Genomic DNA, 23,806 nt, shown 5'->3' with positions numbered 1-23,806 from the left:
ACCCGTTGGCCCGATATTGGCCCGATAAACGATCGAAATGCCGAAGGCGCGGGCGGGCACTCGGTGTCACGCCCCTTGTGGATTATGCATCGGGTGCAGCGCACCGATCCTCGTTCGAGCAGCCCACTGAACGGGAGCGGGCGCCGCCGATGCCGCGCAATGCTCATAACGCCACCCTGCGCTTCGCGGGCCGCTCGCTGGTCACCGACACCGCCACCCTCGTCGACCTGTTCATCATTACCTGACCGGCCACGAAGCGCGCCAGTGTCGTCAACCCGCGCCGGGCCAAGCAGCACCGCGACCCCGACAGAAGGGGAAGTCGCTGTTTGGGCGAGCGGCGTCCGAGGTAACCGGCGTGTTCAGGCATCGGCCATCGCAGGCCGATCGCGAAGCAAGGAGCAGATGCTGTGAGCGGTACGGACAAGGCTAAGAACAAGGCCCAAGATCTTGGCGGCAAGGCTAAAGAAGCGGTCGGCAAGGTCACCGGCGACAAGAGCACTCAGAACGAGGGCAAGAACGACCAGTCGAAGTCCAATCTCAAAGATGCCGGCGAGAAGGTCAAGGACGCCTTCAAGAAGTAGCGAACCCATAGCCCGGCTCGGGAGTTAACCGTGCCGGGTTTCGTGCCGCTCTGGGCATCAAACCCGGCACGGTTCAACCACGTCGCTCACCTTGGGGACCATTTGGGGACCACGCCCTGTGCCACCAAACATGTTGTGACACAACCTGTTTAATAAGACACCGAAGATTCTGTGGCGGCAGAACGCCAAATCCGGGGTCGACAGGCGGTTTTCGGCCCGCACACATAAATTTCGGTCAAGTGCGCCACAACCCCACCTCACCTGGGGAAACACCGCGAACCATCGAAACTGTCTCAAGTCGCTTGAATCTCGAGAGTCGGCCGCGCTACCGTGAAAAACATGCAATGACCAGCACAAATACATACTCTGTCGGGCTGACAGGATTTGAACCTGCGACCACTTGACCCCCAGTATCATTTCCGGCATCCGTGGGCGTTCTTGGGTCTCCGGTCTGTGCAGCTCAGTCAAGGTCTGCACCTCCCCGCGGACGGTCACGAATGCCTACAAATTGACTGCCGTTGCTATCCGCGTTGCTATCCGCCACTCCCCTGCGTCATGAAATCACGACGGGCCACGATGAAACGCGGCGGTCGTTGCACGTCACGCGTGATCGGCTGGAGAAGCCTGCCGGCCGAGCGCGCTCACTTAAGGGGACGGGGTCGAACCGTCCAGCCCCGAGCGGAACCCTAGCCACACTGGATATCCCAGCCGAACAGGGAACCGACTCGACCTCGGTCGCTTGCAGCTCACCTTGTGCTCCGCGCTGCCGTACTGCTAGGCAACCCTGCGACGAGTTGGGCTTTTCCAGACGTGCCAGCCAGCACCGGTACATAGGGAAATGTTCCGGTGCCTATGTACCAGGGCTGGTTACGCGGACTACCACACGGGGACCCGGGGGGTGTCGATATCAGGGAGCCGTTACCGCGGCGTGGCAGGTGTCGGGTTCGGGGTCGGGGTCGACCAGTCCGTAGATGGCTGCCCTCCGGTTCCCCACCTTGCCGCTCCGTCCCGGGGAGTACCGGACCAGCAGACCCTTCCCGGTAAGGGCGGCCAGCGTGCGGGACGCCGTCATCGCGGATACCTTGGCGTACTCAGCGACAGCGCGGGCCGGGCAGGTGACCCGCATCATCCCCCTCCGTTCGGTTTCGGCAACGACGTAGCCGATAACCGCAGCCTCGGGCTCGGTGAGGCCATCGACACCGTCGGTAATGCGGTCGGCCCACAGAAACGCCCGCTCGACGGCGTCGTCGTGGATGTCTTCCTTCGTGCGGATCCCGACGCCGTTCAGGTTCGCGACAGCGGCCTCCCACGCCTTGTCCAGTGCATTGTGAGCAGCCTTGGGCGAGCTGTTGTAGCTGCGCAATTGCACCCAGAGTCGGTGCTCCGTCCATCGCTTCCTTCCGCGTGCGTCCTTCTGCCTCTGGCACCCGGTCACCTCGCCGACGAACTCGATCCGGGTCCAACCCCGCCGGTGGGCACTCATGGCGATGCTGACGAACTCCGCCCAGACCTTGCGGGGATCGTTGCCGCCTGGGTCTTCGCGCAATCCGAACACCAGCTTGTCGATGGCCCACTCCGGCAGGGCGCGATTGGGCCGATGGTCCGGCCCCGGTCCCGACCAGAGCCCGCCGGTCATGGCGCCACCTCGAAGAGCAGGCGGTAGGCCCTGATCCAGACCTCGTCTACTTCCCACCGCTTGCGCTGGTTGCAGTCCCGGCAGCACGGCACCACGTTGTCCAGGGTGTGGTGGCCACCGACTCGCACGCACACGAGATGGTCGATGCACTCGAAGTTGCCGGTCGGGCAGTAGAAACACCTGTCGCCGTATCGCTCTATTAACTGCTGGGTGGTGAACGGCTCGACGACGGGACTGTGGCCATACTTGTGGCAGCGCCTGATGTAGTCCCGCTCGCGGTCGTCGTCCGCCCTGCACGCCGCGCACGTGCGGCGCCGCCCCTGGTGCTTCGACCGGTCCTTGGCGAACTCGTTGAGCCGCTTGACTTGTCCGCAACTGACACACTTTCGTGCCGTAGGCTCGGAGTTGGTTTCAGAGGCCGTCTGGTGATCCGTCCCGTTGGCAGCGGGACGGGTTACTCCCTCGCTCATTTCCCGGCCACCTCCGCCGGGTCGAACATGTCCCGCACCGTGGTCGTGGTGTCGTCGGGTTGGCAGATCGCTTCCTGACGAAGCAGCCAAGCCGCAACGGCCTCGCGCCGATAGAAAACCTTCCGGCCGATGTACAAGTGCGGGGGCCAGTCGGGGCCACCGTCCTGGCGCTTCCTGCGTTCGTTGCTGTCCGAAATCCCCAGCGCTTCGAAGAACTGCTTGCGGCTCAACAGATCACCGGTCGGGTTCATCGACACCTCCGTGGGGCCTGTGGGCGGCCCATTGCCGGACGGGGGGGTCGATTCCCCGTCTAGCTCTTCCGGTGCGGCGTGGCGCGTTTGACAGGTCGTTGGCGCGAAAGACGTGCGATGACTGCTTCAGCAGCGTGGGCAGGGAAGCTGTCCGGGTGCCGAGGAGCCGGCAGGGACGCCGCAGCCGAATCCCCTGCGACAACGTTTCGGACTTCAAGGCATGCCTGGCCGGGTGCGGCGTCAGTGCTGCCCGGCCCGTATTAGCGCGCCCTTCGTTGTGCAGCAACGTTATTCACAGTGCGTCGCCCGAATGAGTGGCCGCGGCGAACCGAGAGACGCCGAGATCGGCGACGCGAATAAGGGACCGCTGGGCTGTACCCGGAAATTCGCATCCGCTGGGGATGAGATAGGGGAAACCGGTCCTGGCCATATGTCGAGGGGATTAGGGCAGCGGCAGCTGGGGAACGATGTATGGCCCACTTGCCCGAAGAGGCCGGGGCCGTTCACGTCTGGCCCACTTACTCAAAGAGGCGGACTCGCCAAGTCGGATTCTCCAGACGAATAGCTTCGAATCCTCCCTGGGGTACTCGGATCCCTGGGGTACTCGGGTATCGGAATCGGAGTGAAAGCGACGCCTGCGCCTACCGCGCGGGCAGTGAGATGCGGTGCGCTGCGGCCCACGGTCGGTGCGTGGCGGGCTCGAGTCGCGGCGAGTCAGCGACTGTCGAGGTTCGCCTGCCGGCAAGCGTCCCCGATCGGCGGCGTCCCGACGGTGATCTACGCGGGCGGCAGTGGTGCGTCCGGTGCCCATTGCCACATTGGCTTTGCCGCCACCCGACGAGTTGCGACCCGCTACAGGGCTGGACCCTGTAGGAGAGTTGTAGCTGTCGCGACGGCGGGTGGTAGCGCGCTACGGATCTATGACGCTCTGCGCCATAGGCGAAATCGAAAGCTATAGTGCGGCTATAGAAGTCGCATAATGTGCCGACACTCAAGTACACCGAAGGGCCACAAAAAGCCCACGAAACTCCCCGCGTCTGAGGGCTGGGCCGCAGCCGTTCGCCCTGAGAGACTGAGATGAGAGCATCGACCGGGTGCATCTCATGCGGATCGAGGAGTGACCGTCATGTCCGTGTCCGAGGCGCTCGCCACCCCCGTAGACGAGATGGTGGATTCGATGGAGTTAGTCCCGCGCAACGGGTTCCACCTGGAGCCGAGATGCAGGGTTTGCCGCAACGACGCCGTGCGCTCGAAGGTCAACGAGCTGCTGGCGACTGGGTCTAGTTACGCGATGGTCTTGCGCGCCCTTGGGGAAGACAACGCCGAGCTCGACAAGTGCGACCGGATCACGATCGACTCGGTCAGGAACCATTGCGTGCGGCACTTTCCCGTGCAGAACGTGGCCAAGGCAACCTACCGGGAGATCCTCGAACGCCGCGCCCGGGAAAACCACCTCGACTTTGTCGAGGGCGTTGCCACCGCGATCACACCGCTTGCATTCCTCGAAACGGTCATGGTGAAAAGTTATGAGCACCTTGTCGACTCGGACACCACGGTCGATGTCAACACCGGTATCGCTGCGGCGGGTCGGTTGCAGTCGCTCATCGACTCCGGTGACCAGGGCCGCGATATCGCTGTGTTGAGGTCTCAGGTCGGCCAGCTCGCGGACGCGGTCAGGTCCGTAGTGCCACGGGAGATGTGGGGGGCGATCGTCGAGAAGCTCGACGAGCTGGAGCGGCCCCCGGAGGCCCTCGACGCCGGCATGGACTCCCTCGATGACGACGACCCGTACGACCCCATAGAGTTCAGCGAGGCAGATGACGAGTTTTGACCCCGGTTGATGCTGGAGGAGATCACGGCCCCGCCCCGCGGTGACGCCGCACGTACCTGGTGGGAGTTCGCCAACTGCTCGCAGCCGAACAGATTTCATCCTGGAGGATCATGAGTGGCGTCGTCGGGAATACGGCAGGCTGTGGAGCGACTCCGAGCGCTGGACGCTGCCGCAATGCGCGGCACGAAGCATCACCAACGAAGTTCTGTCGGGCAGGGCAAATGGACTCGGGGTTTCCGCGGCACCCACCGCACAGTCCGCCGCTGGCTGCGCGATGACGCGCCAGATCGGAGTCCACGACACTCCCTGAGTCGCCGCTACTGGGCGCCGCCGACTCGCCGCGGCGATCCTGGACACTACCAACGGTTTGCGCAATTCATGTCCAACCACCGGGCCCCGTGGCACAGGCGATGTGTTGAACTGCCTGGACCGCGACCTAACCCCGCGACAACCGAATGGCTTTGAGTGGATGCGGTTCCGCGACCGAAGTACCCACGAGTTCCGGTCTCGAGGGGCTTCGTGGACATTCTTGGGAGGCACATCGCCCCCATGAACAAGCAGTGCCATGGCGTCGATGCTGTCGGGCCCGGCGACAATGCCCGCGCCCAGCGAGGTCACCTTGCGGCTCGCGTTTGCGCCCTTGTCCGTGGCCACGCACAGATGCTCAATCACTCGGGGTCCATAGCCCAGCATCCTGAGCCAGCTTCACCAGCGAGATCAGGCCTGCGCACGAGACCAGGTTCGGATCATCGAGGGCTGCAGCAACAACCGGACGGGCGTAGGAGAGTTGCGTCAACGTGCGCGAGGTTCCAGGATCCGGTCGGGGGTCTCGGCCTTGCCGGCTCGTCGGTGACGGATGCCGAGAACGACGAGGAGGACATTGAGCAGGGCGATTGCCAGGGCGATGTCGGCGACCGGGCCGATCCATGATGAGTTCGCTACCACAGCACCGCCCAGCCCGAGGTGGACGGCGACGGCCAGCACAGCGACTGCGGCAAGAACAACTGTCCGGCGGTTGAGATGCCCTCGATGATCTGCCTCGGTGGTTCTGCGAGCGGGCCTCATACGGCTGGCCCAGCGCCCGGCGCAACGTCTGGCGTCTCACTCCGCCGCCAACGTACGGTGAGGTTCTCCCGTCGGCCGAACCGGTCGAAGTCACGGGTGATGACGTCCTGGATACGCCCCAGGCCTTCCTCGTCGGCGGCCTCGATACGCAGCGTCAGCGTGTTCGGTTCGGCATCGATCGTGCACCGACCCCATGGGGTGAGGGTGACGGTCCCGTGCGTGTCGGACCATTCGGCAGAGACCCGGACTTCACGTCGTTCGAGCGTGCCTGCGAGGTGGACGCGTGGGCTGTGGCGGTGGGGGCGCCCCATGGCGGCCGCATGTTCGCACAGTTGTACGAGGTACCGGCTCGGGCGCGAGGTCTCGATGCTGGCTTCAGCGGTATGCATCGCTTTTCCTGTCTTTGCGTGACGGGCATGGGCTTGGGCTTGGCGATGTTCACAGATTTATCGATACATAGTGTCTCTGTCAAGGCCATCTGTCACCAAGGCGTCAGGATGTATGCTGGATCGGTGCCGAAGCTGTGGAACGAGACGATCGATGCGCACCGACGGGAGGTGCGCGGGGCGATCCTGGACAGCGCCGCGACCCTGGTAGCCGAGCACGGGCCGCGGGCCGTGACGATGTCCGCGATCGCCGAGAAGGCCGGCATCGGCCGCGCCACGCTTTACAAGTATTTTCCGGACGTCGCGGCGATCCTGTTCGCGTGGCACGAACGCCAGATCGCCGGCCATCTCGCCCAACTCGCCGAGATCGCGGACCGGGCGGGCACCGCTGCCGAGCGCCTGGAAGGCGTGTTGGAGGCGTACGCTCTGTTGTCTCGAAAGTCCCACGGGCACGACATCGCGGTCGTGGCCGGCCTGCACCAGGGTCGGCAAGTGACCCAAGCAGAGCAGCATGTCCACGACATGATTCGCGACCTACTCGCCGAGGGTGCCCAGGCGGGCAGTATCCGCGACGACGTCACCGCGGACGAGCTGGCCACCTACAGCCTGCACGCCCTCACCGCATCAGCGGCCCTGACATCGAAGGCCGCCGTCACCCGCCTCATCACCGTCATCATGACCGGACTGCGAACCACGAAAGCTATCAGCGAAAGCGTCGGCTCGCTCAGCCCGTAGCGGATCGATGCACCTGATGAATAAATGATTCATCGGAGGAGAGAGGTGACTGATTCCGACGAGTGTGAGCGCCGTCGGCGCTCACCCACGTGTCCGGTACGGCGTTGCCGATGGTGTGCCCGACCGGTGAGCTCTTGGCGGACCGAGTTCGCAGCGGTGTGGTGATTCCGGTTGCGCGCAGCCCGAGGGCCGTTCGTCTCAACCGGCATATTCCAGGCGGGTCATCATCCCGGATTCTTGGTGGTATCCGTTGTGGCAGTGAAGCATCCAGTCGCCTGGATTGTCGGCGATCAAGTCCACCGCGAGTGAGCGCATGGGCAGCACCATGACGGTGTCTTTGCGTGGGCCCGCGGCGCCGTCGGGTTTGACGACCTGAAAAGTGTGCCCGTGTAAGTGCATCGGATGCCACATCATGGTCATATTCGTGAAGGTCAGCCGTGCACGCTGACCTTGCCGGACCGTCAACGGCTCGGCCTGGTCGTAGGGGCGGCCGTTGATGGTCCAGTTGTAATCCATCATGCTTGCGCCGAGATTGGCGGCCAGGTTCACCTGCGGACGACCCGGTGGCAGCAAGACGGAGTCGGCGACGACGAAGGTGTCCACCGTGCCGACCCGGCCGCTAAACTCACGGGGCACGAACGCCGAATCCGGTACGGCTCCCGCCCCCGTTCGCAGCAATGCCCGGGCCTGCGCGTTCTTGCCTTCAGCCGCAGCGACGAGCGGGAAGAGACCATCCTTGACGGTGACGATCACGTCGTAGCGCTCGCCCATGCCGAGCAAGAGGGCGTCGACGTCGACCGGTGCGACGGGGTAACCATCGGCGTGTGTGACGGTCATGGTGTGTTCGGCGAGTGCGATACGGAAGGCAGTGTCGGCGCCGGCGTTGATGATTCGGATCCGCACGCGCTGACCGGGTATGGCTGTGAACGTGGTTGCGGCGCTCGGGATGCGCCCGTTTATTAGGTAATACGGGTACTCGACGTCGCCGCCATCAGCGCCAAGAAGAGCGCTGCTCCGCGCTGATCCGTGCCCCATGGCGCCCATCCCGGGCATGTTGCCCATGCCGCCCGATCCGCCCATCGATCCCATACCGTCCGATTGCAGTTTCGCGAAGATTTGCTCGGGTCCGGGTCCAATTCCGTCGGTCCAGTCATCGAGAACGACAATCCACTCTGCGTCGTAGTCGCCGGGTTCGTTCGGGTCGTCGACGATGACGGGAAGGTAGAGCCCGTAGTCGGTGTCGAGCCCGACGTGCGGGTGCGCCCAGTAGGTTCCCGAATGCGGCACCGAGAACCGGTAGGTGAACTGCTGACCTGGTCCGATGTTGGGACTGGCGGGCTCGACCCCGTCCATGTCGTTGCGCAGCGCGATGCCGTGCCAGTGCACGGAGGTGTCGTGGTCGAGACCGTTGGTCAGGGTGACGACAACGTCGTCGCCCACATTGGCCCGGATCACCGGACCGGGAATGGTGTTCCCATAGGCCAGGGTGCGCACCTGCACTCCCCCGAGGTCGACGTCGGTGGCCTGCGGGGAAACGGCAACATCGACCGTGCGGCCGGTATGCGGGCGCGCTGCCTCGGCCACCGAGACGGCGTTCCCGTTAACCGGAGTCGGGGCACGGGGCGAGGGGCTGCGGGTGCAGGCAGCGAGGGCAACGCCGCCCAGTCCGGCGGCCGCGGCGGTGAGGAAAGCACGCCGGTCGAGGGTGAATCCGGTGTCAGGCGCGTCGGTCATGAGATCATTTCTCGCACTGGACAAACCGCGCTGTGACGTAGGGCCGATGTGCTGCGGCCCGGGCCAACCGAGAGCCCATCGCCGGGCGGTTACGTGAAGAGGTGGCCATCACCGCCTCGTGCGTAGTTGGTCACTTCGGGTGCGGTATTCCTCGGCGTCGATCTCCCCTCGGGCGAAGCGCTCGTCGAGGATCTGTCGGGCATCCCGGGCGCCGGAGTCGAAACGCTGATCGCCGGACGTCCGCAGGGTGCGGAAGAGCGCCAGGATCCCGACGACGACCAGAGTCCAGAACACGATCATCGCCAGAACCATCAGCGCCCAGCTACCCCAGCCCATTCCGTTGTTCCACCACATCATGGCGGTTCACCTTTCGTTGCTCCCCAATAATTGGTGGTCGAGCACGGTGAAGTGATGAGGGTTGTGTGTTGTTTCGCTGAAGATATGACCGGTTGTCGTGGGGGGACACCGGATCGGAGCACATACCGGCGACGATGGAGACCATGAACAACACGCCGCCCCAGCCGCCCGAGAGCGCCGCGGGATATCGGGCCTTGGTGGTCGATGACGAGCGGCCGTTGGTGGCGGTCGTCACCAGCTACCTCGAACAGGCGAGCTTCGAGGTCGCCGGCGCCTACAACGGGCACGATGCGCTCGCGCGGGCGCGGGAGATCGACCCCGATGTCGTAGTCCTCGACCTGGGGTTGCCGGGCATCGACGGAATCGAGGTGTGCCGGCAGCTGCGCACTTTCTCCGATGCCTACGTGGTGATGTTGACCGCCCGCAGCGCGGAAATGGACACCATCATCGGGCTGTCGGTCGGCGCCGATGACTACGTCACCAAACCGTTCAGCCCGCGCGAGTTGGTGGCGCGCATCAGGGCCATGTTGCGCCGGCCGCGGAAGGAGCCGGCGTACGAGACACCGCCACCCCGGCCGGGTGGAGAGGAGGTCAAGCCGCGTAGCTTCGGCGCGCTCAGGATCGACGTCGAGGGCCGGGAGGTGAGCCTCGGCGAGCACCCGGTGATGTTGACCCGCACCGAGTTCGATGTGCTGGCAGCCCTGTCGGCGCGGCCGGGGATGGTATTCAGCCGGCGGCAGTTGATCGCGGCGGTGTGGGGCGAAACTTGGGTCGGGAACGAGCACCTCGTCGACGTGCATGTCGGTCACCTGCGTCGCAAGCTCGGCGACGACCCCGCCGCTCCCCGCTACGTCACCACCATCCGCGGCATCGGATACCGAATGGGGACCGGGCAATGACATCGGGTCAGCTTCGACGACACCCCCTCGGCGCCGTCCGGTTGCGCAGCCGGGGCACCGGACTCGGGGTGCGTCTGCTGCTGGCTCAATCGCTGGTGCTGGTTGCGGGCGCCGCAACCTGTTGGGTGGTCGCGGTGGTCGCCGGCCCTCCACTGTTCCGCGAACACCTGCACCGCGCCGGGGTACCGGCCTCGTCCGACGAGCAGTTCCACGCCGAACAGGCATACCGCTCGGCCACAGCCATTTCGCTGGCGGTGGCTCTCGGGGTTGCCGTCCTGGCCGCACTGGTAGTCACTTGGTATTTCAGTCGACGCCTGCAACGTTCGGTGAACGAGGTCTCGTCCGCCGCGACCGCGGTCGCCGACGGGCGCTACGACATCCGGGTCGCCCCGCCGCACATGGGGGAGGACTTCGGCGCCCTCGCCGAGGCGTTCAACCAGATGGCCGCCCGTCTCGAATCGGTCGAAACGACCCGCCGCCAACTGCTGGGCGACCTTGCCCACGAGATCCGCACCCCCGTGTCGGTGCTCGAGGCGTACATGGAGGCACTCGAGGATGGGGTCGAGACATTGGATGCGGACACGATCGGCATGCTGCGCGATCAGACCCGCAGGCTGGTCCGTTTCTCGGACGATGTGAGCGCGCTCTCCCAGGCAGAAGAGGGCTGGACCTCGATCGAGCCCGCGTGGGTGGTTCCGGGAGCGCTCATATCCAACGCGCTCGCGGCTGCGGCCGACCGCTACGCCGCGAAGGAGGTGGCACTGACTTCTCGTGTTCCTGCGCATCTTCCGGGGCTGTGGGCCGACCCGGAGCGGCTCGGGCAGGTGTTCGGCAATCTGCTCGACAACGCCTTGCGTCACACCCCAGGCGGCGGAAGGGTCGAGGTGACGGCGGAACAGCGACCGGAGTTGCTGGTGATCGAGGTGACCGACACCGGCGACGGAATCGCCGCCGAACATCTCCCGCACCTGTTCGAACGGTTTTACCGGGTCGATTCGGCCCGCGACCGCGGACATGGCGGAGCCGGGATCGGACTCGCGATCGCCAAGGCCCTCGTCGAGGCACAGCGCGGTCACCTCACCGCCCGCAGTGGCGGCCCCGGTACCGGTAGTACGTTCACCATCACGTTCCCGCTGCGCTGGGATCAGCGATGAGGAAGTACTCGGTTACGGCGATCGCGCGGCACCGACTCGCGCACGCCCGCAGTGCGCCGAGCGGACGGAGCGCGGAAACTGTCTACGGCGGTCACGAGCACCGGCTGCGGCAGACTCTCATCGCACTCACCCCGGGCACGCGATTTGGCGATGTTTCCATCCACGGCGAGGCCACCATGTACATCGTGTGCGGTCGGGTTCGGCTGACGTGCGCTGACAGTCACGTCGATGCGGCGGCCGGTGATCTAGTGACGATCACCGCGGCGCCTCGTCCCCGGGTGGAGGCGCTGGTCGAACCCGTTCTCGTTCTCACCGTCGCGAAACTTCGCTGATGTCCCAGGGGCAGACGTGTTGGGGCGGATCAGGCGGGTGGGGCGGCCAGCGAGTATCCGGCCTCATCGACGGCGTGACGTACCTGCTCGACCGACAATGGCCGGCTGCTGGTGACCCTCACCTGAGAATCCCCGTCCGGAACCAGGTCTATGTCGACGCTCGTCACTGCATCGAGACGGTCGAGTTCGTCGGTGACTGCCTTCACGCAATGCGCACAGGTCATGCCGGATACGTGGTAACTGGCGGTGGTGCTCACCGTGTTCTCCTCGGACAAGGTCAGCGGCGGGTGTTCGAATCCACGAAGCCGGGTGTCACAGCGAGGCCAGGATGTTCTGCATCGTGGTGATTTCCTGCTGTTGGGTGTCGGCTATGGTGCGCGCCATCGCGACGGCGTCGGGGTACTGACCGGAGTCGATCTCGGTCTGCGCCATGGTGATCGCGCCCTGGTGATGGGTGATCATCTGTGTGAGGTACAGCCGGCTCGCCTCGACACCCTGGGCGTTCCGCAGTGCGGTCATGTCCTGGTCGGACATCATTCCGCTCATCCCCATCCCCCCGGCACCGGGCGATGGGGTTGACGAGGACGGCATCGGCATGGCGTGGCCCGGCATCTCCATCCCGGGTGTGGACATCGGCATGTTCTGATCCGACGGCATCATCCCCGGCGTGCTCATCGGCATGCCGGACTGTCCCCACTCGGTCAACCAGGCTTGCAACTGCTCGATCTCCGGGCCTTGAGCTGCCTTGATCTGATTCGCCAGATCGGTCACCCGGGGGTCGATCCCGTCCTTGGCGAGCACGACATCGCTCATCTCGATCGCCTGCTCGTGATGGGGAATCATCTGCTGCGCGAACGTCACGTCCACCTGGTTGTGGGTATCGGCTGAGGCGGTGGTCGCGGTGACCGAGGCGCTGCTCTGCCCTGTCTCATCGTTGCTGGAGTTACTACAGCCGGTCAACGCGACGAGGGCGGCGACCAGGGCGGCGCCGACGGCGAGGTTCGTGGTCTTCATGGCAAGGAATTCCTTTCTCACTCTGGACACAAGTGGTGATTACCCGGGCACGGGGAGGGTGGTCAAACCGCACGAGCGGGCCGGACAGGTCCGTGCGCGCCGGTGACATCTCGGAAACCCCTTTCGGGCGCTGGTGAATTCCGTTGGGGCCGCGGGCTCTTTGCTCATCGTGGCCCCGTGGTCGTGGGTGCGGGCGCCGGCAGGGCCTGCGTGAGCTGCGGTTCGGGCGGGGCGGGCAGTTTGAGCCGTTTGAGCATCAGCGCGTTGACCGCGACGATGAGGCTCGAGCCCGACATCGACAGGGCCGCGATCTCTGGGCGCAGGACCAGGCCGAGCGAGGGTTCGAAGACTCCGGCGGCGATCGGCAACGCGATCACGTTGTAGCCGACGGCCCAGCCGAGGTTCTGCCGCATCTTGCGCAGCGTGCCGCGCCCGATCCGCAGGGCGATGGGCACATCAAGTGGGTCCGAACGCATCAGCACCAGGTCGGCGGTCTCGATGGCGACGTCGGTGCCGGCGCCGATCGCGATGCCCAGGTCCGCCTGAGCCAGGGCGGGGGCGTCGTTGACGCCGTCGCCGACCATCGCGACCTTCCTGCCCGCGCGCTGCAGCTCGGCGATCTTGGCGGCCTTGTCCCCGGGGAGCACCTCGGCGATGACGGTGTCGATGCCCAGTTGCCCGGCAATGCGCGCGGCGGTGGCCTCGTTGTCGCCACTGAGCATGACCACCTCGACACCCAGGTCGTGGAGGGCAGACACGGCGGCGGCGGAGGTTTCCCGGGCGGCGTCGGCCAAGGCGATCGCCCCGACGCCGCGGCCGTCGACGGCCACGAGCACCGCTGTCCGCCCGGTCGAGGCCAGCTCGTCCCGACGGTCCATCAGGTCCCCGAAGTCGACCTGTTCGGCGATCATGAGCTTGCGGTTGCCCACCGCGACCCGGCGGCCCTGCACCACCGCGGTGGCGCCATGACCGGGCACATTCCGGAACCCGACCAAGGGCAACTGCGGACTGCCGCGGTCGGTGGCGTAGCGAACGATCGCACCGGCCAGCGGGTGCTCGGATTCGCGTTCGACGGCGGCGACGAGAGCTAGTAGCTCGTCCTCGCCGATGCCGCTGGTGATCACGTCGGTGACCTCCGGTTCGCCCTTGGTCAGGGTGCCGGTCTTGTCCATCACCACGGTGTCGATCCGCGCCGACGTCTCGAGCGCGGTGGCGTTCTTGAACAACACCCCGCGTTGGGCGCCAAGGCCGGTACCGACCATGATCGCGGTCGGAGTGGCCAAACCCAGCGCGTCGGGGCAGGTGATGACCACGACGGTGATCGCGAACAGCAGCGCCGTCTGCACACTTTCCCCGACCAGCAGCCACACCAGGAATGTTCCGGTGCCGCCGATCAGCGCGACCAGGACCAGCCAGAATGCGGCCCGATCAGCGAGACGCTGCCCGGGAGCCTTCGAGTTCTGGGCCTCCTGGACCATTGCGACGATCTGGGCGAGAGCGGTGTCGGAGCCGACCTTGGTGGCCCGCACCCGCAGGGTGCCGGTGGTGTTGATAGAGGCGCCGATCACGCCCGAGCCGGGCGCTTTGGTGACCGGCAGGCTCTCGCCGGTGACCATGGACTCGTCGACCTCGGAGTCGCCGTCCTCGACGGTGCCGTCGACCGGGATTTTCGCGCCGGGGCGGATGAGCAGCAGATTCCCCACGACTACCTCGGCGGTGGGGATCTCGACGGGTTCTCCGTCCCGCAACACCGCCGCCATCGGCGGAGCCAGTTCGAGCAGGGTGCGGATCGCGTCGTTCGCGCCGCCGCGGGCACGCATCTCGAACCAGTGCCCGAGCAGCACGAATGTTGTCAGCACGGTGGCGGCCTCGTAGAACACCTCGCCGCCGCCGGTGAGTGTCACGCCGACGCTGTAGAGCCAGCCGGCACCGACAGCGACCGCGACGAGCACCATCATGTCGAGGGTGCGGGCCTTGAGCGCCCGGTAGGCGCCGTCGAAGAAGATCCACGCCGAGTAGAACACCACCGGCAGGCTGAGCAGCAGGGTGAACACGTCGTCGCGCAGCCCGAACGGTGCCGGCACCGTGAACCCGAACATGTCGCGGCCCATCGGGGACCACAACATGATCGGGATCGACAGCACCAGCGCCACCAAGAAGCGATTGCGCATGTCGCGGACCATGTCGTCCATCGACATCCCGGCATGGGCCCCGCCGTGTCCCATCATCTCCTGCGGCGACCGCCCCGCATGCGCCTCGTGCCCGGCGTGCAGGTCCGGCGCCGCCGGCTCGGCGGATGCTTCGGTCGCCGGGAGGTGGCGGTCGGGTTGGGCCTCGGTCGTCGGGCCGGTCGGCTCGGACATCGGGTCGCACACGTGGTCGGGCACCGAACGCCCGGCACAGTGATACCCGCAGTCGCGCACCCACTTCGACAGTTCAAGCACCGACGTCGCCGCCGGATCGTACGTCACTGTGGCGGTCTGGTTCACCGCGTTGGCCTCCACGGACGCGACCCCGGGACGACGGAGCAGGGTGGCTTCGACGGTCGCCTTCGAACTCGCCCATTGCAGCCCACCCATTTCGAGAACGGTGGTTCGGTTCATGCGCGCCCGCACTCCTTGCGTTGGGGCGGCCCCGAATCGGCGCGCCGCTTGGGCATCACTGCTATCTGTCGGCATATCTGCGGAACCGGGCGGCCGCTGCCGTTTCCCACCAGTGGAAAGGTCACTGACGTCCTCCCCCCATCGAGAACATCATCACCGTCATCATTCCCAGGCACGCCACCGCGAAGACCATGCTCCCGATTCCCACCGTTCCGGTGGCGATCAGCGCGACGGCAACCACAAGCATCGGAATGCAGCAGGCGATCATCGCCAAATGGTGACGACTGCGGCCGCCGACTCCGTGCGGATCGTCAAGGCCGCTGTCGTCCCCGACGGACGGCACGCGCTCATCCTCGTTCGTCATCGCATACCACCCTTCAACGATGCCGGGACGTGGCCCAGCCTCTGGTACAGCGGGCAATGCCCGGTCGCTCCGGTCACCACCAGATCCAGTCCGGCGAGAATCAGGAACGCCGCCAACACCACAACCCAGACCGAGGCCCCGCCCGCGGCGACTAGTACCCCGCCGACCACACCAGCTGAGCCGACGAGGATCCGCGCGATCCGTTCGGTCGGGGTTACGTTCACATTCCACCTGCGGGCCATCACCACTTCCTCACTGTCCGCACCACTCCCAGGCCCGCCGCACTCGATTTCACCCTGCCGCGACCTGCCTCGCTCGAGCCCGAGCATGCCCCCACGGGGTATGCCTTGGTTAGAGATTTGATGAAGATTCGATGAAGGAGCCACCGGCGAGAGAGACGTGCAGCGGCCCCGATCCTCCCCTGACCTCGGATAACGCACCGTGACGGCAACGGAAACACCCGACTACCCATACCCCATAGGGGTATATATTCGAGTTTGCGCTCGCCCGAGCGTGCGGCGAGAAAGGTGATTACCGATGACTGTCACCACGTACAAGGTCGAGGGCATGACGTGTGGACACTGCGTGTCGACGGTGCGGGCGGCGGTGGGCGCGGTCCCCGGGGTGACCGGGGTGGAGGTGGATCTGACAGCAGGAACGGTCACCAGCGCCGGCGTGCCGATCGACGGCGCTGTCGCACAGGCCATCTCCGACGCCGGGTACGACGTCGTGGCGGCAGGGCGCGACACGGCGTCGCATGACACGGTGGTCGGCACCGCACTGCCCGTGGTTGGCGATGCCGGCGGGTGCTGCTGCAGCTGAGCCCGTAATCGCCCCGGGTAGGCGTCCCGAGTCGGTGGGCCGAGGGTCTACCACCGTGGGTAACCGCGCCGAACGCAGTGCGGCGCCGGGTGCATGCGCGATCTAGGGAGTGCCGGATACCGCCTGGCTCTGGTTACCCCCTAGGAGTGTTATTACTGAGATACGAGTGGCAAGAGGATGAGCACATGAAGACCACCCACGTGACCGAGTCCGGTGATCGAGAATACGATCTCGAGTTGTCGATCGGGGGAATGACGTGCGCGTCGTGTGCGGCGCGGATCGAGAAGAAGCTCAACCGGATGGACGGCGTTACCGCCACAGTCAATTACGCGACCGAGAAGGCCAGGGTCAGCTTCGCCGACCGGGTTTCCCCGGAAGATCTTGTGGCGACGGTGGAGGCGACCGGATACACCGCCACCCTCCCCGTTTCCCCCGCGGACGCCGCCGGGGCGACGACGGCCGCCCCCACAGAACCGGACGAGGCCGCCGAGTGGCGGCAGCGGCTGATCGTCTCGACGGTGCTGACCGTGCCGGTCGTGCTGTTGTCGATGATCCCGGCACTCCAATTCGACAACTGGCAGTGGCTGACCTTGACCGTCGCCTCCCCCGTGGTGGTGTGGGGCGCGCTGCCGTTCCACCGCGCCGCCTGGGCGAACTTGCGGCACGGCGCCGCCACGATGGACACCCTCATCTCCGTCGGCGTCACCGCCGCCTACCTGTGGTCGCTGTGGGCACTGTTCTTCACCCACGCCGGCATGACCGGCATGCAGATGAAGTTCGACCTGCTGACCACCGGCAGCACCGAACCGCACCTCTACCTCGAAGTCGCCTCCGCGGTGACCACCTTCATCCTCGCCGGGCGATACTTCGAGGCCCGCGCGAAACGGCAGTCCGGGGCGGCGCTGCGCGCCCTGCTCGACATGGGCGCCAAGGACGTCGCCGTGCTCCGCGGTGAATCCGAGATCCGCATCCCGATCGGCCAACTTGCCGTCGGCGACATGTTCGTCGTCCGGCCCGGGGAGAAGATCGCCACCGACGGGATCGTCACCTCCGGCACCTCCGCAGTCGATGCATCCATGCTCACCGGCGAACCGGTCCCCGTCGAGGTCGGGCCCGGCGACAGCGTCGTCGGCGCCACCGTCAACGCCGGCGGTCGAATAGTCGTCCGTGCCAACCGCATCGGCGCCGATACCCAACTCGCGCAGATGGCACGACTGGTGACCGAGGCACAGAACGGGAAGGCACAAGTCCAGCGCCTCGCCGACCGGGTTTCGGCGGTCTTCGTGCCCATCGTCATCGGGCTCGCACTGCTGACCCTCGCGGTATGGCTGCTGACCGGAAACACGGTGACGGCGGCGTTCACCGCCGCGGTCGCCGTACTAATCATCGCGTGCCCGTGTGCGCTGGGGTTGGCCACACCCACCGCGCTGCTCGTCGGCACCGGCCGCGGCGCCCAGCTCGGCATCTTGATCAAGGGCCCGCAGATCCTCGAATCGACCCGCCGCGTCGACACGATCGTCCTGGACAAGACGGGCACCGTCACCACCGGCCGGATGGCAGTCACCTCGGTGCACGCCACCGAAGGGGTGTCCGACACCGAAGTCCTGCGTCTGGCGGGCGCTCTCGAGCATGCCTCCGAACACCCCATCGCCCGTGCGGTCGCCTCGCGCGCCGCCGAGGTAGGCCCGTTGCCGGAGGTCGAGGCCTTCGAAAACCATGGCGGCCGTGGGGTATCCGGTGTCGTCGAGGGTCACGCCATGCTCGCCGGCCGGAGCAGCTGGTTGCGCGATGAGTGGGCGCTCACCGCCCCCGACGCGCTGCAACTCGTTGTCGAGGAAGCCGAAAGCCAGGGACGCACCCCGGTGTGGATTGCGTGGGACGGGTCGATCCGCGCGGTGATAGTCGTCTCCGACACAGTCAAGGACACCTCCGCGGCGGCGATCGCGGAACTACGTGAGCTCGGCCTCACACCCGTGCTGCTCACCGGGGACAATCGCCGCGCTGCGCAGAACGTCGCGAACCAGGTCGGAATCGAGGAGGTGATCTCCGAGGTCCTGCCCGCGGACAAGGTCGACGTGATCAAGAACCTGCAGGACCAGGGGCGGGTGGTGGCGATGGTCGGCGATGGCGTCAACGACGCGGCCGCTCTCGCCCAGGCCGACCTGGGTCTGGCGATGGGCACCGGCACCGACGTCGCGATCGAGGCCTCGGACCTGACGCTGGTGCGCGGTGACCTGCGGGCCGCCCCGGACGCGATCCGTTTGGCGCGGGCGACCCTGCGCACCATCAAGGGCAATCTGTTCTGGGCGTTCGGCTACAACGTGGCGGCCCTGCCGCTCGCGGCGCTGGGCCTGCTCAACCCGCTGATCGCTGGCGCCGCAATGGCCTTGAGCTCGGTGTTCGTGGTGAGCAACAGCCTGCGACTGCGCCGGTTCACCCCCACCCGGTAACGACAGAGGTGGCGAACGCCGGCCGAATACGCCGGGCGCGATCGACGCCGGATCACACGCCCAGCGGCCACGTACGGGGGGTCGCCTCCACCGTCATTGGGACGCAATGCCGAAGGTGACGACGGCCACCCCCGAGTGGGCCGGCTCGGCCCGCAGAAGCGGGGGGTCATTGCGAACCCAAATCATCACTTCGGAGCCCGGCGACTGATCGCGAACGCCCGCCCCGGGCGAGGCGGTCAACAGCGAATCATGCTGCAGAACATCGGGCTTCGCTGGCGATCATCACCGCCCTGATGCGCTGGCACTGTTCGGGATCTCGGCTTCCCGCCAAGGTCCTGGTGCATGAAGTCGCCGAGATCGTCGCCAACGGCGTCCGCGCCGGACGCGCCCAGGCACTCACGCCCGCCGTTTCAGGAGATCGATCAGTCCGCCGCCGCAGTCGGGACACAGTGGCAACCGCAGCGCACGCAGTCCTCTCCAGGAACCCCGAAGTCTGGATGGGTCGAACGACCGGCGAGGGCTGGTCGGTTACCGCTGAATGGGAGCAAGCAGTGCTGGCGTTGCTCAGCGAGAAGATCATGGAATCTACGAACGACCCAGAACGGCACTCACGAATCTTCGGCATGGCCGAGCAATTTGATCGCTCGCGAGAAGGCGGAAGGGGCTTCGAAGTCGAGTACATCGGCGAGAAGTCCTATGGCGACTGGATGATCTATCCGGCCGAGAATGTCAGCGGACGCCCGAGCGCTTCCTGCGCTCGGCGCCTTCTCCATCCAATGCGCGTCGAGCAATCCCGCTAAGCGACCTCAGCCGCGTTGTCGCTCGTGGTCACAGCCTTGATCGTGGCCGGATACCAGCGGGCTTTGCCTCGGGCGGTGGCGACACCGTCGGCCATTAATCCATCAGCGATCGCCTGAAATGTCATTCCATTTGCGCGCTCAGCGACGATCCGACGGGTGATCTCGAGCGGCAGGCTAGGCGCTGCACCGAGTCGCTCTCCCCGAGCACGCTTGGCCGCCAAGGCATCACGGGTGCGTTGGCTGATCAGGCGGCGCTCGTACTGCGACCCCGAGATGATGATGTTGGCCGCCATCTCCCCCGCTGGAGTACCGGTGTCGATATCGAGGTCGGCGAAGTGCAGCGCCCAACCCTCGCGAGCGGCTTGTTCCATCAGGCCCGCACCGTCTACCACCGAGCGACTCAACCGGTCCATCTTGGCCACCAACAACCCAGCGGCGCCGCCCGCGCGCACCGCTGCCAGAGCCGCGAGTGCGGCAGGGCGACCCCTCAGGGATTTCGCACTGATGCCCTCGTCGCAGTGCTCCCCCACGATCGTCAAACCCTTGCGTTCGGCGTAGGCAGCGACAGTCGCGCGTTGGGCTTCGAGCCCGAGGCCGGAGAGCGCCTGTTCGGACGTTGACACGCGCAGGTAGGTGACCACGGTTCCAGGTGGCGATTCAGCGCTGCCACGGCGCCGCCTCCGGCGGCGGGGTATGGACTGGTTAACGACGGGCTGGCTCACTCCTCCAGTTTAACATTAAGGGACGTCAATTTTAAAACTCGTCCGGTGCCATCAGGGTGCGTCTCCGAGTAAGTCGCCGGCGATCGCGCTGAGGGCCGCCACCGCCCCCTGGAGTCGGGCGATCTCCAGCGGTGTCGCGAGGAGTTCCCCACGCTCGATCGCCTCGAGTAGGCGCATGAGACTCCAGCCGGTCTGCCGGGTTGCGTCAATCCGCTCTGTTGGAGTCAGCCCGTCGGGATCCACTGGCCCCACTTACCCGCCGTTGCACTGAGTCCGGGACCGCACGCTTCGACCAAGGCAGCGAGCATCGCCCACGACGTCTTCTCTGCCTTGGCCATGGCTCCAGCATGACCTGAGGAGGCACTCAAAAACACGCAGCCATGCCGACGGCACCGAGATCGCCAGCCGGATCTGCCGCCGCCGGTCACCGGGTAGTCGGTCATTGCGGTCATCCTCTTTGGCTGGCATCGAGCTTGTAGTCCGACTCGACCACTCCGGCGTCGGGACTGCCGGCCAGATGCCAGACGTGCTGGGAACCGGCCGGTGGAGGTCGGATGTGTAGCGACGGCAGCATCTTTGCGACGCTAGTTATTGGCCTGTTCATAGCCTGCTCAGCAATATTTATAACTCTCGCATATTGGGTGATCTACTCTCGCAGCAGGAACCGACGAGACACTGAAGGCAATTCGTAGCCGAATGCTCGCCGCGGCACACTTTTTGTCGACGACGCGTGAAAGCTGATCACTGAGCGTCGGATGAAAATGAACCCCCTCCGTTGACGCTGAGGGAGTGATTTCTGTGGAGGATTGGGCGGAGATCCGCCGGCTGCATCGGTGCGAAGGGTTGCCGATCAAGGCGATCGCGCGGGTGATGGGTGTCGGTCGCAACACGGTTCGTCGCGCGTTGGAGTCCGAGAGTCCGCCGCGGTATCAACGTCCGGAGAAGGGCTCGCTGGTCGATGCGGTCGAGCCTCAGGTTCGTGAGCTGTTGCAGGCGTGGCCGACGATGCCGGCCACGGTGATCGCGGAGCGGATCGGCTGGACACGGTCGTTGACGATTCTCAAGGACCGGATCCGTGAGCTGCGGCCGTTGTATCTGCCGCCGGATCCGGTCGGTCGCACGCAGTATCAGGCCGGTGAGCTCGCCCAGTGCGACTTGTGGTTTCCACCCACCGATATCCCTCTCGGGCATGGCCAGTGCGCTCGCCCACCGGTGTTGGTGATGGTGTCGGGGTATTCACGGGTGATCAATGCGGTGATGCTGCCCTCTCGTCAGTCGCCGGATCTGCTGACCGGGCATTGGGAGCTGCTCGCCCGGTGGGGTCGGGTACCGCGGGTCCTGGTGTGGGACAACGAGTCCGCTGTCGGTCAGTGGCGGGCGGGCAAACCCGGACTCACGACAGCGATGAACGCCTTCCGTGGGGTGCTGGGGATCCGGGTGGTGCAGTGCCGCCCGCGCGATCCTGAAGCCAAGGGCCTGGTCGAACGCGCCAACGGCTACCTCGAGACGTCGTTTCTACCGGGCCGAACCTTCACCGATCCGACCGATTTCAACACCCAACTCGCAGACTGGCTGATCCTGGCCAACGCCCGCCAGCATCGGGCGTTGGGGTGTCGACCGATCGACCGGTGGGACACCGACCGCGACGCGATGCTCCCCTTGCCGCCGGTCCCGCCGAGCACCGGATGGACCGCGACGGTGCGGCTTCCACGCGATCATTATGTGCGCCTGGACTCCAACGACTACTCCGTGCAGCCACAGGTCATCGGCCGCAAGGTACTCGTGCGCGCTGACCTGGCCACCGTGCAGGTGTACTGCGACGGGCAGTCGGTCGCCACGCACCGGAGGTGCTGGGCGCGGCACCAGACCCTGACCGATCCCGACCACGCCCGCGCCGCGACCCGGCTGCGGGTTGCTCACCGACTCGCCACGGCCACCGACGACACCGGCGTGGCCTACCGTGACCTCGCCGAGTACGACCGGGTCTTCGCCACCGGCGAGGGGGCGGTGTCGTGACCACAAAGCGCGCCGCCGCCGGCCGCGACATTGCTGCCGAACTCGCTTTCTGACGCGCGCACTGAAGGCGCCGTCGTTGGCCGACGCGATCGGACGTCTGGGTGAGCGTGCCCGCGCCGAGAACTGGACCCACGAGGAGTTCCTGGCCGCGTGCCTGCAACGCGAGGTCTCCGCCCGCGAATCCCACGGCGGTGAAGGACGCATCCGCGCCGCCCGGTTCCCGGCACGTAAATCATTGGAAGAGTTCGACTTCGACTACCAGCGTTCTCTCAAACGCGATCAGATCGCGCACCTGGGCACGCTCGACTTCGTCGCCGCCAAACAGAACGTGGTGTTCCTCGGCCCACCCGGAACCGGCAAATCGCACCTGTCGATCGGCCTTGCGATCCGGGCCTGCCAGGCCGGGCATCGGGTCGCCTTCGCCACCGCCGCACAATGGGTCGACCGGCTCGCCGAGGCCCACCACGGCGACCGCCTCCAGGACGAGCTGGTCAAGCTGGGTCGCGTCCCGCTGGTCGTGATCGACGAGGTTGGCTACATCCCGTTCGAACCCGAAGCAGCGAACCTGTTCTTCCAGCTGATCTCTGCCCGCTACGAAAGAGCCAGCGTGATCGTCACCAGCAACAAGCCCTTCGGCCGATGGGGCGAGGTATTCGGCGACGACGTCGTCGCGGCGGCCATGATCGACCGCCTAGTGCACCACGCCGAGGTTCTCTCCCTCAAAGGCGACAGCTACCGACTCAAAGACCGAGACCTCGGCCGCGTCCCCGCGACCACCAAACAACCCTAGGGAGGGGTCCAGATTCACCCGTCGAAACAGGGTCCAGATTCAGGCGACGTTGACATTTGTCGCGCCCGTTACGGTTACCCTTCGCAATTCGACTACCTATTGCCCGATCGCGCGGAGCGAATCGGAGCTGGCATAACCGATCCGTGGGGCTTGTTTCCGCCCGGGGCGACATGTGTCTTTCGGGACACGATCACGAAAGAGGCTGTTGTTGTCGGTCCGGAGCCTTGGCGCGGCTATCTCGCCATCATCCTCGTCGCCTGCTTTCTCGTGTCGAGCGCCGCGTACATCGCCCTCCGGCGCCGTCGAGCTGCCTGATTCGCGCTGCACCCGCTTTTGCCGGTCCTCGGGCCCCCATCGCGTCGGTCATGGATAGGAATGCGTCTGACATTGCGAGGCAAGGGGAACCGGCACACGTCGAGGTGTCGATCGTCGGACGGGCTCCAGTTCCGGTGACAAGACCGTCAAGAATCGGCGAACCCGCTCGCTTTTGCTCACCGGCAGCGCGAGCCCTCACCCGTGGTCAAGCCCGTGCACGAAATATCTACAAAGGGGCCGAAATCCGTTGGGCTGCAACGGCTTCCTGCGGCGATCGCGCTCGGGTGCAAGGGTTTTCGGGCCGGTGTATGCCGGCGGTGAAGACTGCCCGGTGTGAAGGGACCGGTGTCGAACCATCAGGACAGTTATCGCCGGGCCGAGCGTGCCTGGCAACTCCGCTCGATAGGTCGCACATTTCAGGAGGTGGCCGACGAGTGCGGTTATCGAACCCGAGGCGGTGTACCGGCTCGGCCGCCGCC

Annotated in this window: 23 protein-coding genes and 3 pseudogenes; 11 read left to right on the top strand and 15 right to left on the bottom strand. The window is 65.9% G+C overall.

All coding sequences use genetic code 11. The features are described 5' to 3' along the window. The first annotated feature begins 407 nt into the window (after positions 1-407). Positions 408-581 (top strand): CsbD family protein, encoded by a 174-nt coding sequence (locus tag OG921_RS12930; protein ID WP_266112872.1) that lies wholly within the window; start codon positions 408-410, stop codon positions 579-581. Between the two features lie 907 nt (positions 582-1,488). Here OG921_RS12930 and OG921_RS12925 read toward each other — a convergent pair. The 3 genes from OG921_RS12925 to OG921_RS12915 are packed head-to-tail and all read right to left on the bottom strand — an operon-like array spanning position 1,489 to position 2,938. Further along, a complete protein-coding gene (locus OG921_RS12925) occupies positions 1,489-2,217 on the bottom strand; it encodes a hypothetical protein (protein ID WP_266112871.1) in 729 nt (242 codons plus the stop codon). After that, positions 2,214-2,687: an HNH endonuclease gene (locus OG921_RS12920; protein WP_266112870.1), complete on the bottom strand. Its 474-nt coding sequence runs from the start codon at positions 2,685-2,687 to the stop codon at positions 2,214-2,216. The genes OG921_RS12925 and OG921_RS12920 overlap by 4 nt, the downstream gene beginning before the upstream one ends. After that, positions 2,684-2,938 carry a hypothetical protein gene (locus OG921_RS12915; protein ID WP_266112869.1) on the bottom strand — a complete coding sequence of 85 codons (255 nt, stop codon included), beginning with the start codon at positions 2,936-2,938 and terminating at the stop codon, positions 2,684-2,686. Before OG921_RS12915 ends, OG921_RS12920 begins: the two co-directional genes overlap by 4 nt. A 1,126-nt stretch (positions 2,939-4,064) precedes the next feature. Between OG921_RS12915 and OG921_RS12910 the strand changes: the two genes are divergently transcribed. Further along, entirely contained in the window at positions 4,065-4,769 is a 705-nt protein-coding gene (locus tag OG921_RS12910; protein ID WP_266112868.1) for a hypothetical protein, read from the top strand. A 546-nt stretch (positions 4,770-5,315) separates the two neighbouring features. Here the strand turns inward: OG921_RS12910 and OG921_RS12905 are convergent. The 3 genes and pseudogenes from OG921_RS12905 to OG921_RS12895 all read right to left on the bottom strand — a co-directional run. Continuing rightward, positions 5,316-5,487: pseudogene (locus tag OG921_RS12905) on the bottom strand (IS1380 family transposase); the annotation flags it as partial. Positions 5,488-5,561: 74 nt separating this feature from the next. Beyond that, a complete protein-coding gene (locus tag OG921_RS12900; protein ID WP_266112867.1) occupies positions 5,562-5,753 on the bottom strand; it encodes a hypothetical protein in 192 nt (63 codons plus the stop codon). 77 nt (positions 5,754-5,830) lie between these two features. Further along, positions 5,831-6,223, bottom strand: coding sequence for a DUF2218 domain-containing protein (locus OG921_RS12895; RefSeq protein ID WP_266112866.1), 393 nt, complete (start codon positions 6,221-6,223; stop codon positions 5,831-5,833). A gap of 108 nt (positions 6,224-6,331) precedes the next feature. On the opposite strand from OG921_RS12895, the gene OG921_RS12890 reads away from it, so the two are divergent. Beyond that, positions 6,332-6,955, top strand: a complete 624-nt coding sequence (locus OG921_RS12890; RefSeq protein ID WP_266112865.1) for a TetR/AcrR family transcriptional regulator — start codon at positions 6,332-6,334, stop codon at positions 6,953-6,955. A 198-nt stretch (positions 6,956-7,153) separates the two neighbouring features. On the opposite strand, the gene OG921_RS12885 is transcribed toward OG921_RS12890, so the two are convergent. Further along, positions 7,154-8,689: a multicopper oxidase family protein gene (locus tag OG921_RS12885; protein WP_266112864.1), complete on the bottom strand. Its 1,536-nt coding sequence runs from the start codon at positions 8,687-8,689 to the stop codon at positions 7,154-7,156. Positions 8,690-8,797: 108 nt separating this feature from the next. Then, a complete protein-coding gene (locus tag OG921_RS12880) occupies positions 8,798-9,046 on the bottom strand; it encodes an SHOCT domain-containing protein (protein ID WP_266112863.1) in 249 nt (82 codons plus the stop codon). Positions 9,047-9,180: 134 nt separating this feature from the next. Between OG921_RS12880 and OG921_RS12875 the strand changes: the two genes are divergently transcribed. Genes OG921_RS12875 through OG921_RS12865 form a run of 3 tightly spaced genes read left to right on the top strand, consistent with a single transcriptional unit; the run spans position 9,181 to position 11,431 of the window. Beyond that, on the top strand, positions 9,181-9,945 hold the full coding sequence (locus tag OG921_RS12875; protein ID WP_266112862.1) for a response regulator transcription factor: 765 nt from the start codon (positions 9,181-9,183) through the stop codon (positions 9,943-9,945). Beyond that, the gene (locus OG921_RS12870) at positions 9,942-11,099 is read left to right on the top strand and encodes a cell wall metabolism sensor histidine kinase WalK (protein WP_266112861.1); all 1,158 of its coding nucleotides are present in this window, start codon (positions 9,942-9,944) and stop codon (positions 11,097-11,099) included. Before OG921_RS12875 ends, OG921_RS12870 begins: the two co-directional genes overlap by 4 nt. Further along, positions 11,096-11,431 (top strand): LuxR family transcriptional regulator, encoded by a 336-nt coding sequence (locus OG921_RS12865; RefSeq protein WP_266112860.1) that lies wholly within the window; start codon positions 11,096-11,098, stop codon positions 11,429-11,431. The genes OG921_RS12870 and OG921_RS12865 overlap by 4 nt, the downstream gene beginning before the upstream one ends. Before the next feature lie 29 nt (positions 11,432-11,460). On the opposite strand, the gene OG921_RS12860 is transcribed toward OG921_RS12865, so the two are convergent. The 5 genes from OG921_RS12860 to OG921_RS12840 form a co-directional block, all read right to left on the bottom strand. After that, positions 11,461-11,688, bottom strand: coding sequence for a heavy-metal-associated domain-containing protein (locus OG921_RS12860; RefSeq protein WP_266112859.1), 228 nt, complete (start codon positions 11,686-11,688; stop codon positions 11,461-11,463). A gap of 55 nt (positions 11,689-11,743) precedes the next feature. Further along, positions 11,744-12,445: a DUF305 domain-containing protein gene (locus OG921_RS12855; protein ID WP_266112858.1), complete on the bottom strand. Its 702-nt coding sequence runs from the start codon at positions 12,443-12,445 to the stop codon at positions 11,744-11,746. Between the two features lie 164 nt (positions 12,446-12,609). Continuing rightward, positions 12,610-15,048, bottom strand: coding sequence for a cation-translocating P-type ATPase (locus OG921_RS12850; protein ID WP_266112857.1), 2,439 nt, complete (start codon positions 15,046-15,048; stop codon positions 12,610-12,612). Positions 15,049-15,169: 121 nt separating this feature from the next. After that, positions 15,170-15,412 (bottom strand): hypothetical protein, encoded by a 243-nt coding sequence (locus tag OG921_RS12845; protein ID WP_266112856.1) that lies wholly within the window; start codon positions 15,410-15,412, stop codon positions 15,170-15,172. Next, positions 15,409-15,636, bottom strand: coding sequence for a DUF2892 domain-containing protein (locus OG921_RS12840; protein WP_266112855.1), 228 nt, complete (start codon positions 15,634-15,636; stop codon positions 15,409-15,411). Before OG921_RS12840 ends, OG921_RS12845 begins: the two co-directional genes overlap by 4 nt. Positions 15,637-15,949: 313 nt before the next feature. Between OG921_RS12840 and OG921_RS12835 the strand changes: the two genes are divergently transcribed. From OG921_RS12835 to OG921_RS12825, 3 genes are all read left to right on the top strand, one after another. Next, the gene (locus OG921_RS12835; RefSeq protein WP_266112854.1) at positions 15,950-16,234 is read left to right on the top strand and encodes a heavy-metal-associated domain-containing protein; all 285 of its coding nucleotides are present in this window, start codon (positions 15,950-15,952) and stop codon (positions 16,232-16,234) included. A gap of 185 nt (positions 16,235-16,419) precedes the next feature. Further along, entirely contained in the window at positions 16,420-18,684 is a 2,265-nt protein-coding gene (locus tag OG921_RS12830) for a cation-translocating P-type ATPase (protein WP_266112853.1), read from the top strand. Positions 18,685-19,022: 338 nt separating this feature from the next. After that, positions 19,023-19,484: a hypothetical protein gene (locus OG921_RS12825; RefSeq protein ID WP_266113247.1), complete on the top strand. Its 462-nt coding sequence runs from the start codon at positions 19,023-19,025 to the stop codon at positions 19,482-19,484. Here the strand turns inward: OG921_RS12825 and OG921_RS12820 are convergent. Both OG921_RS12820 and OG921_RS12815 read right to left on the bottom strand, forming a co-directional pair. Continuing rightward, positions 19,481-20,206 carry a recombinase family protein gene (locus OG921_RS12820; RefSeq protein ID WP_266112852.1) on the bottom strand — a complete coding sequence of 242 codons (726 nt, stop codon included), beginning with the start codon at positions 20,204-20,206 and terminating at the stop codon, positions 19,481-19,483. The two genes, OG921_RS12825 and OG921_RS12820, sit on opposite strands and share 4 nt — an antisense overlap. Before the next feature lie 51 nt (positions 20,207-20,257). Further along, on the bottom strand, positions 20,258-20,383 hold the full coding sequence (locus OG921_RS12815; protein WP_266112851.1) for a hypothetical protein: 126 nt from the start codon (positions 20,381-20,383) through the stop codon (positions 20,258-20,260). 612 nt (positions 20,384-20,995) lie between these two features. On the opposite strand from OG921_RS12815, the pseudogene istA reads away from it, so the two are divergent. Next, a pseudogene (gene istA, locus OG921_RS12810) lies at positions 20,996-22,117 on the top strand (IS21 family transposase); the annotation flags it as partial. 101 nt (positions 22,118-22,218) lie between these two features. Continuing rightward, positions 22,219-23,012: pseudogene (gene istB, locus OG921_RS12805) on the top strand (IS21-like element helper ATPase IstB). Positions 23,013-23,806: the final 794 nt, after the last annotated feature.

The organism is Aldersonia sp. NBC_00410, assembly GCF_026342035.1.
Classification (GTDB): Bacteria; Actinomycetota; Actinomycetes; order Mycobacteriales; family Mycobacteriaceae; genus Aldersonia.
Note: the sequence above shows the minus strand (reverse complement) of the source record. Positions and strands in the feature narration are given on the sequence as shown.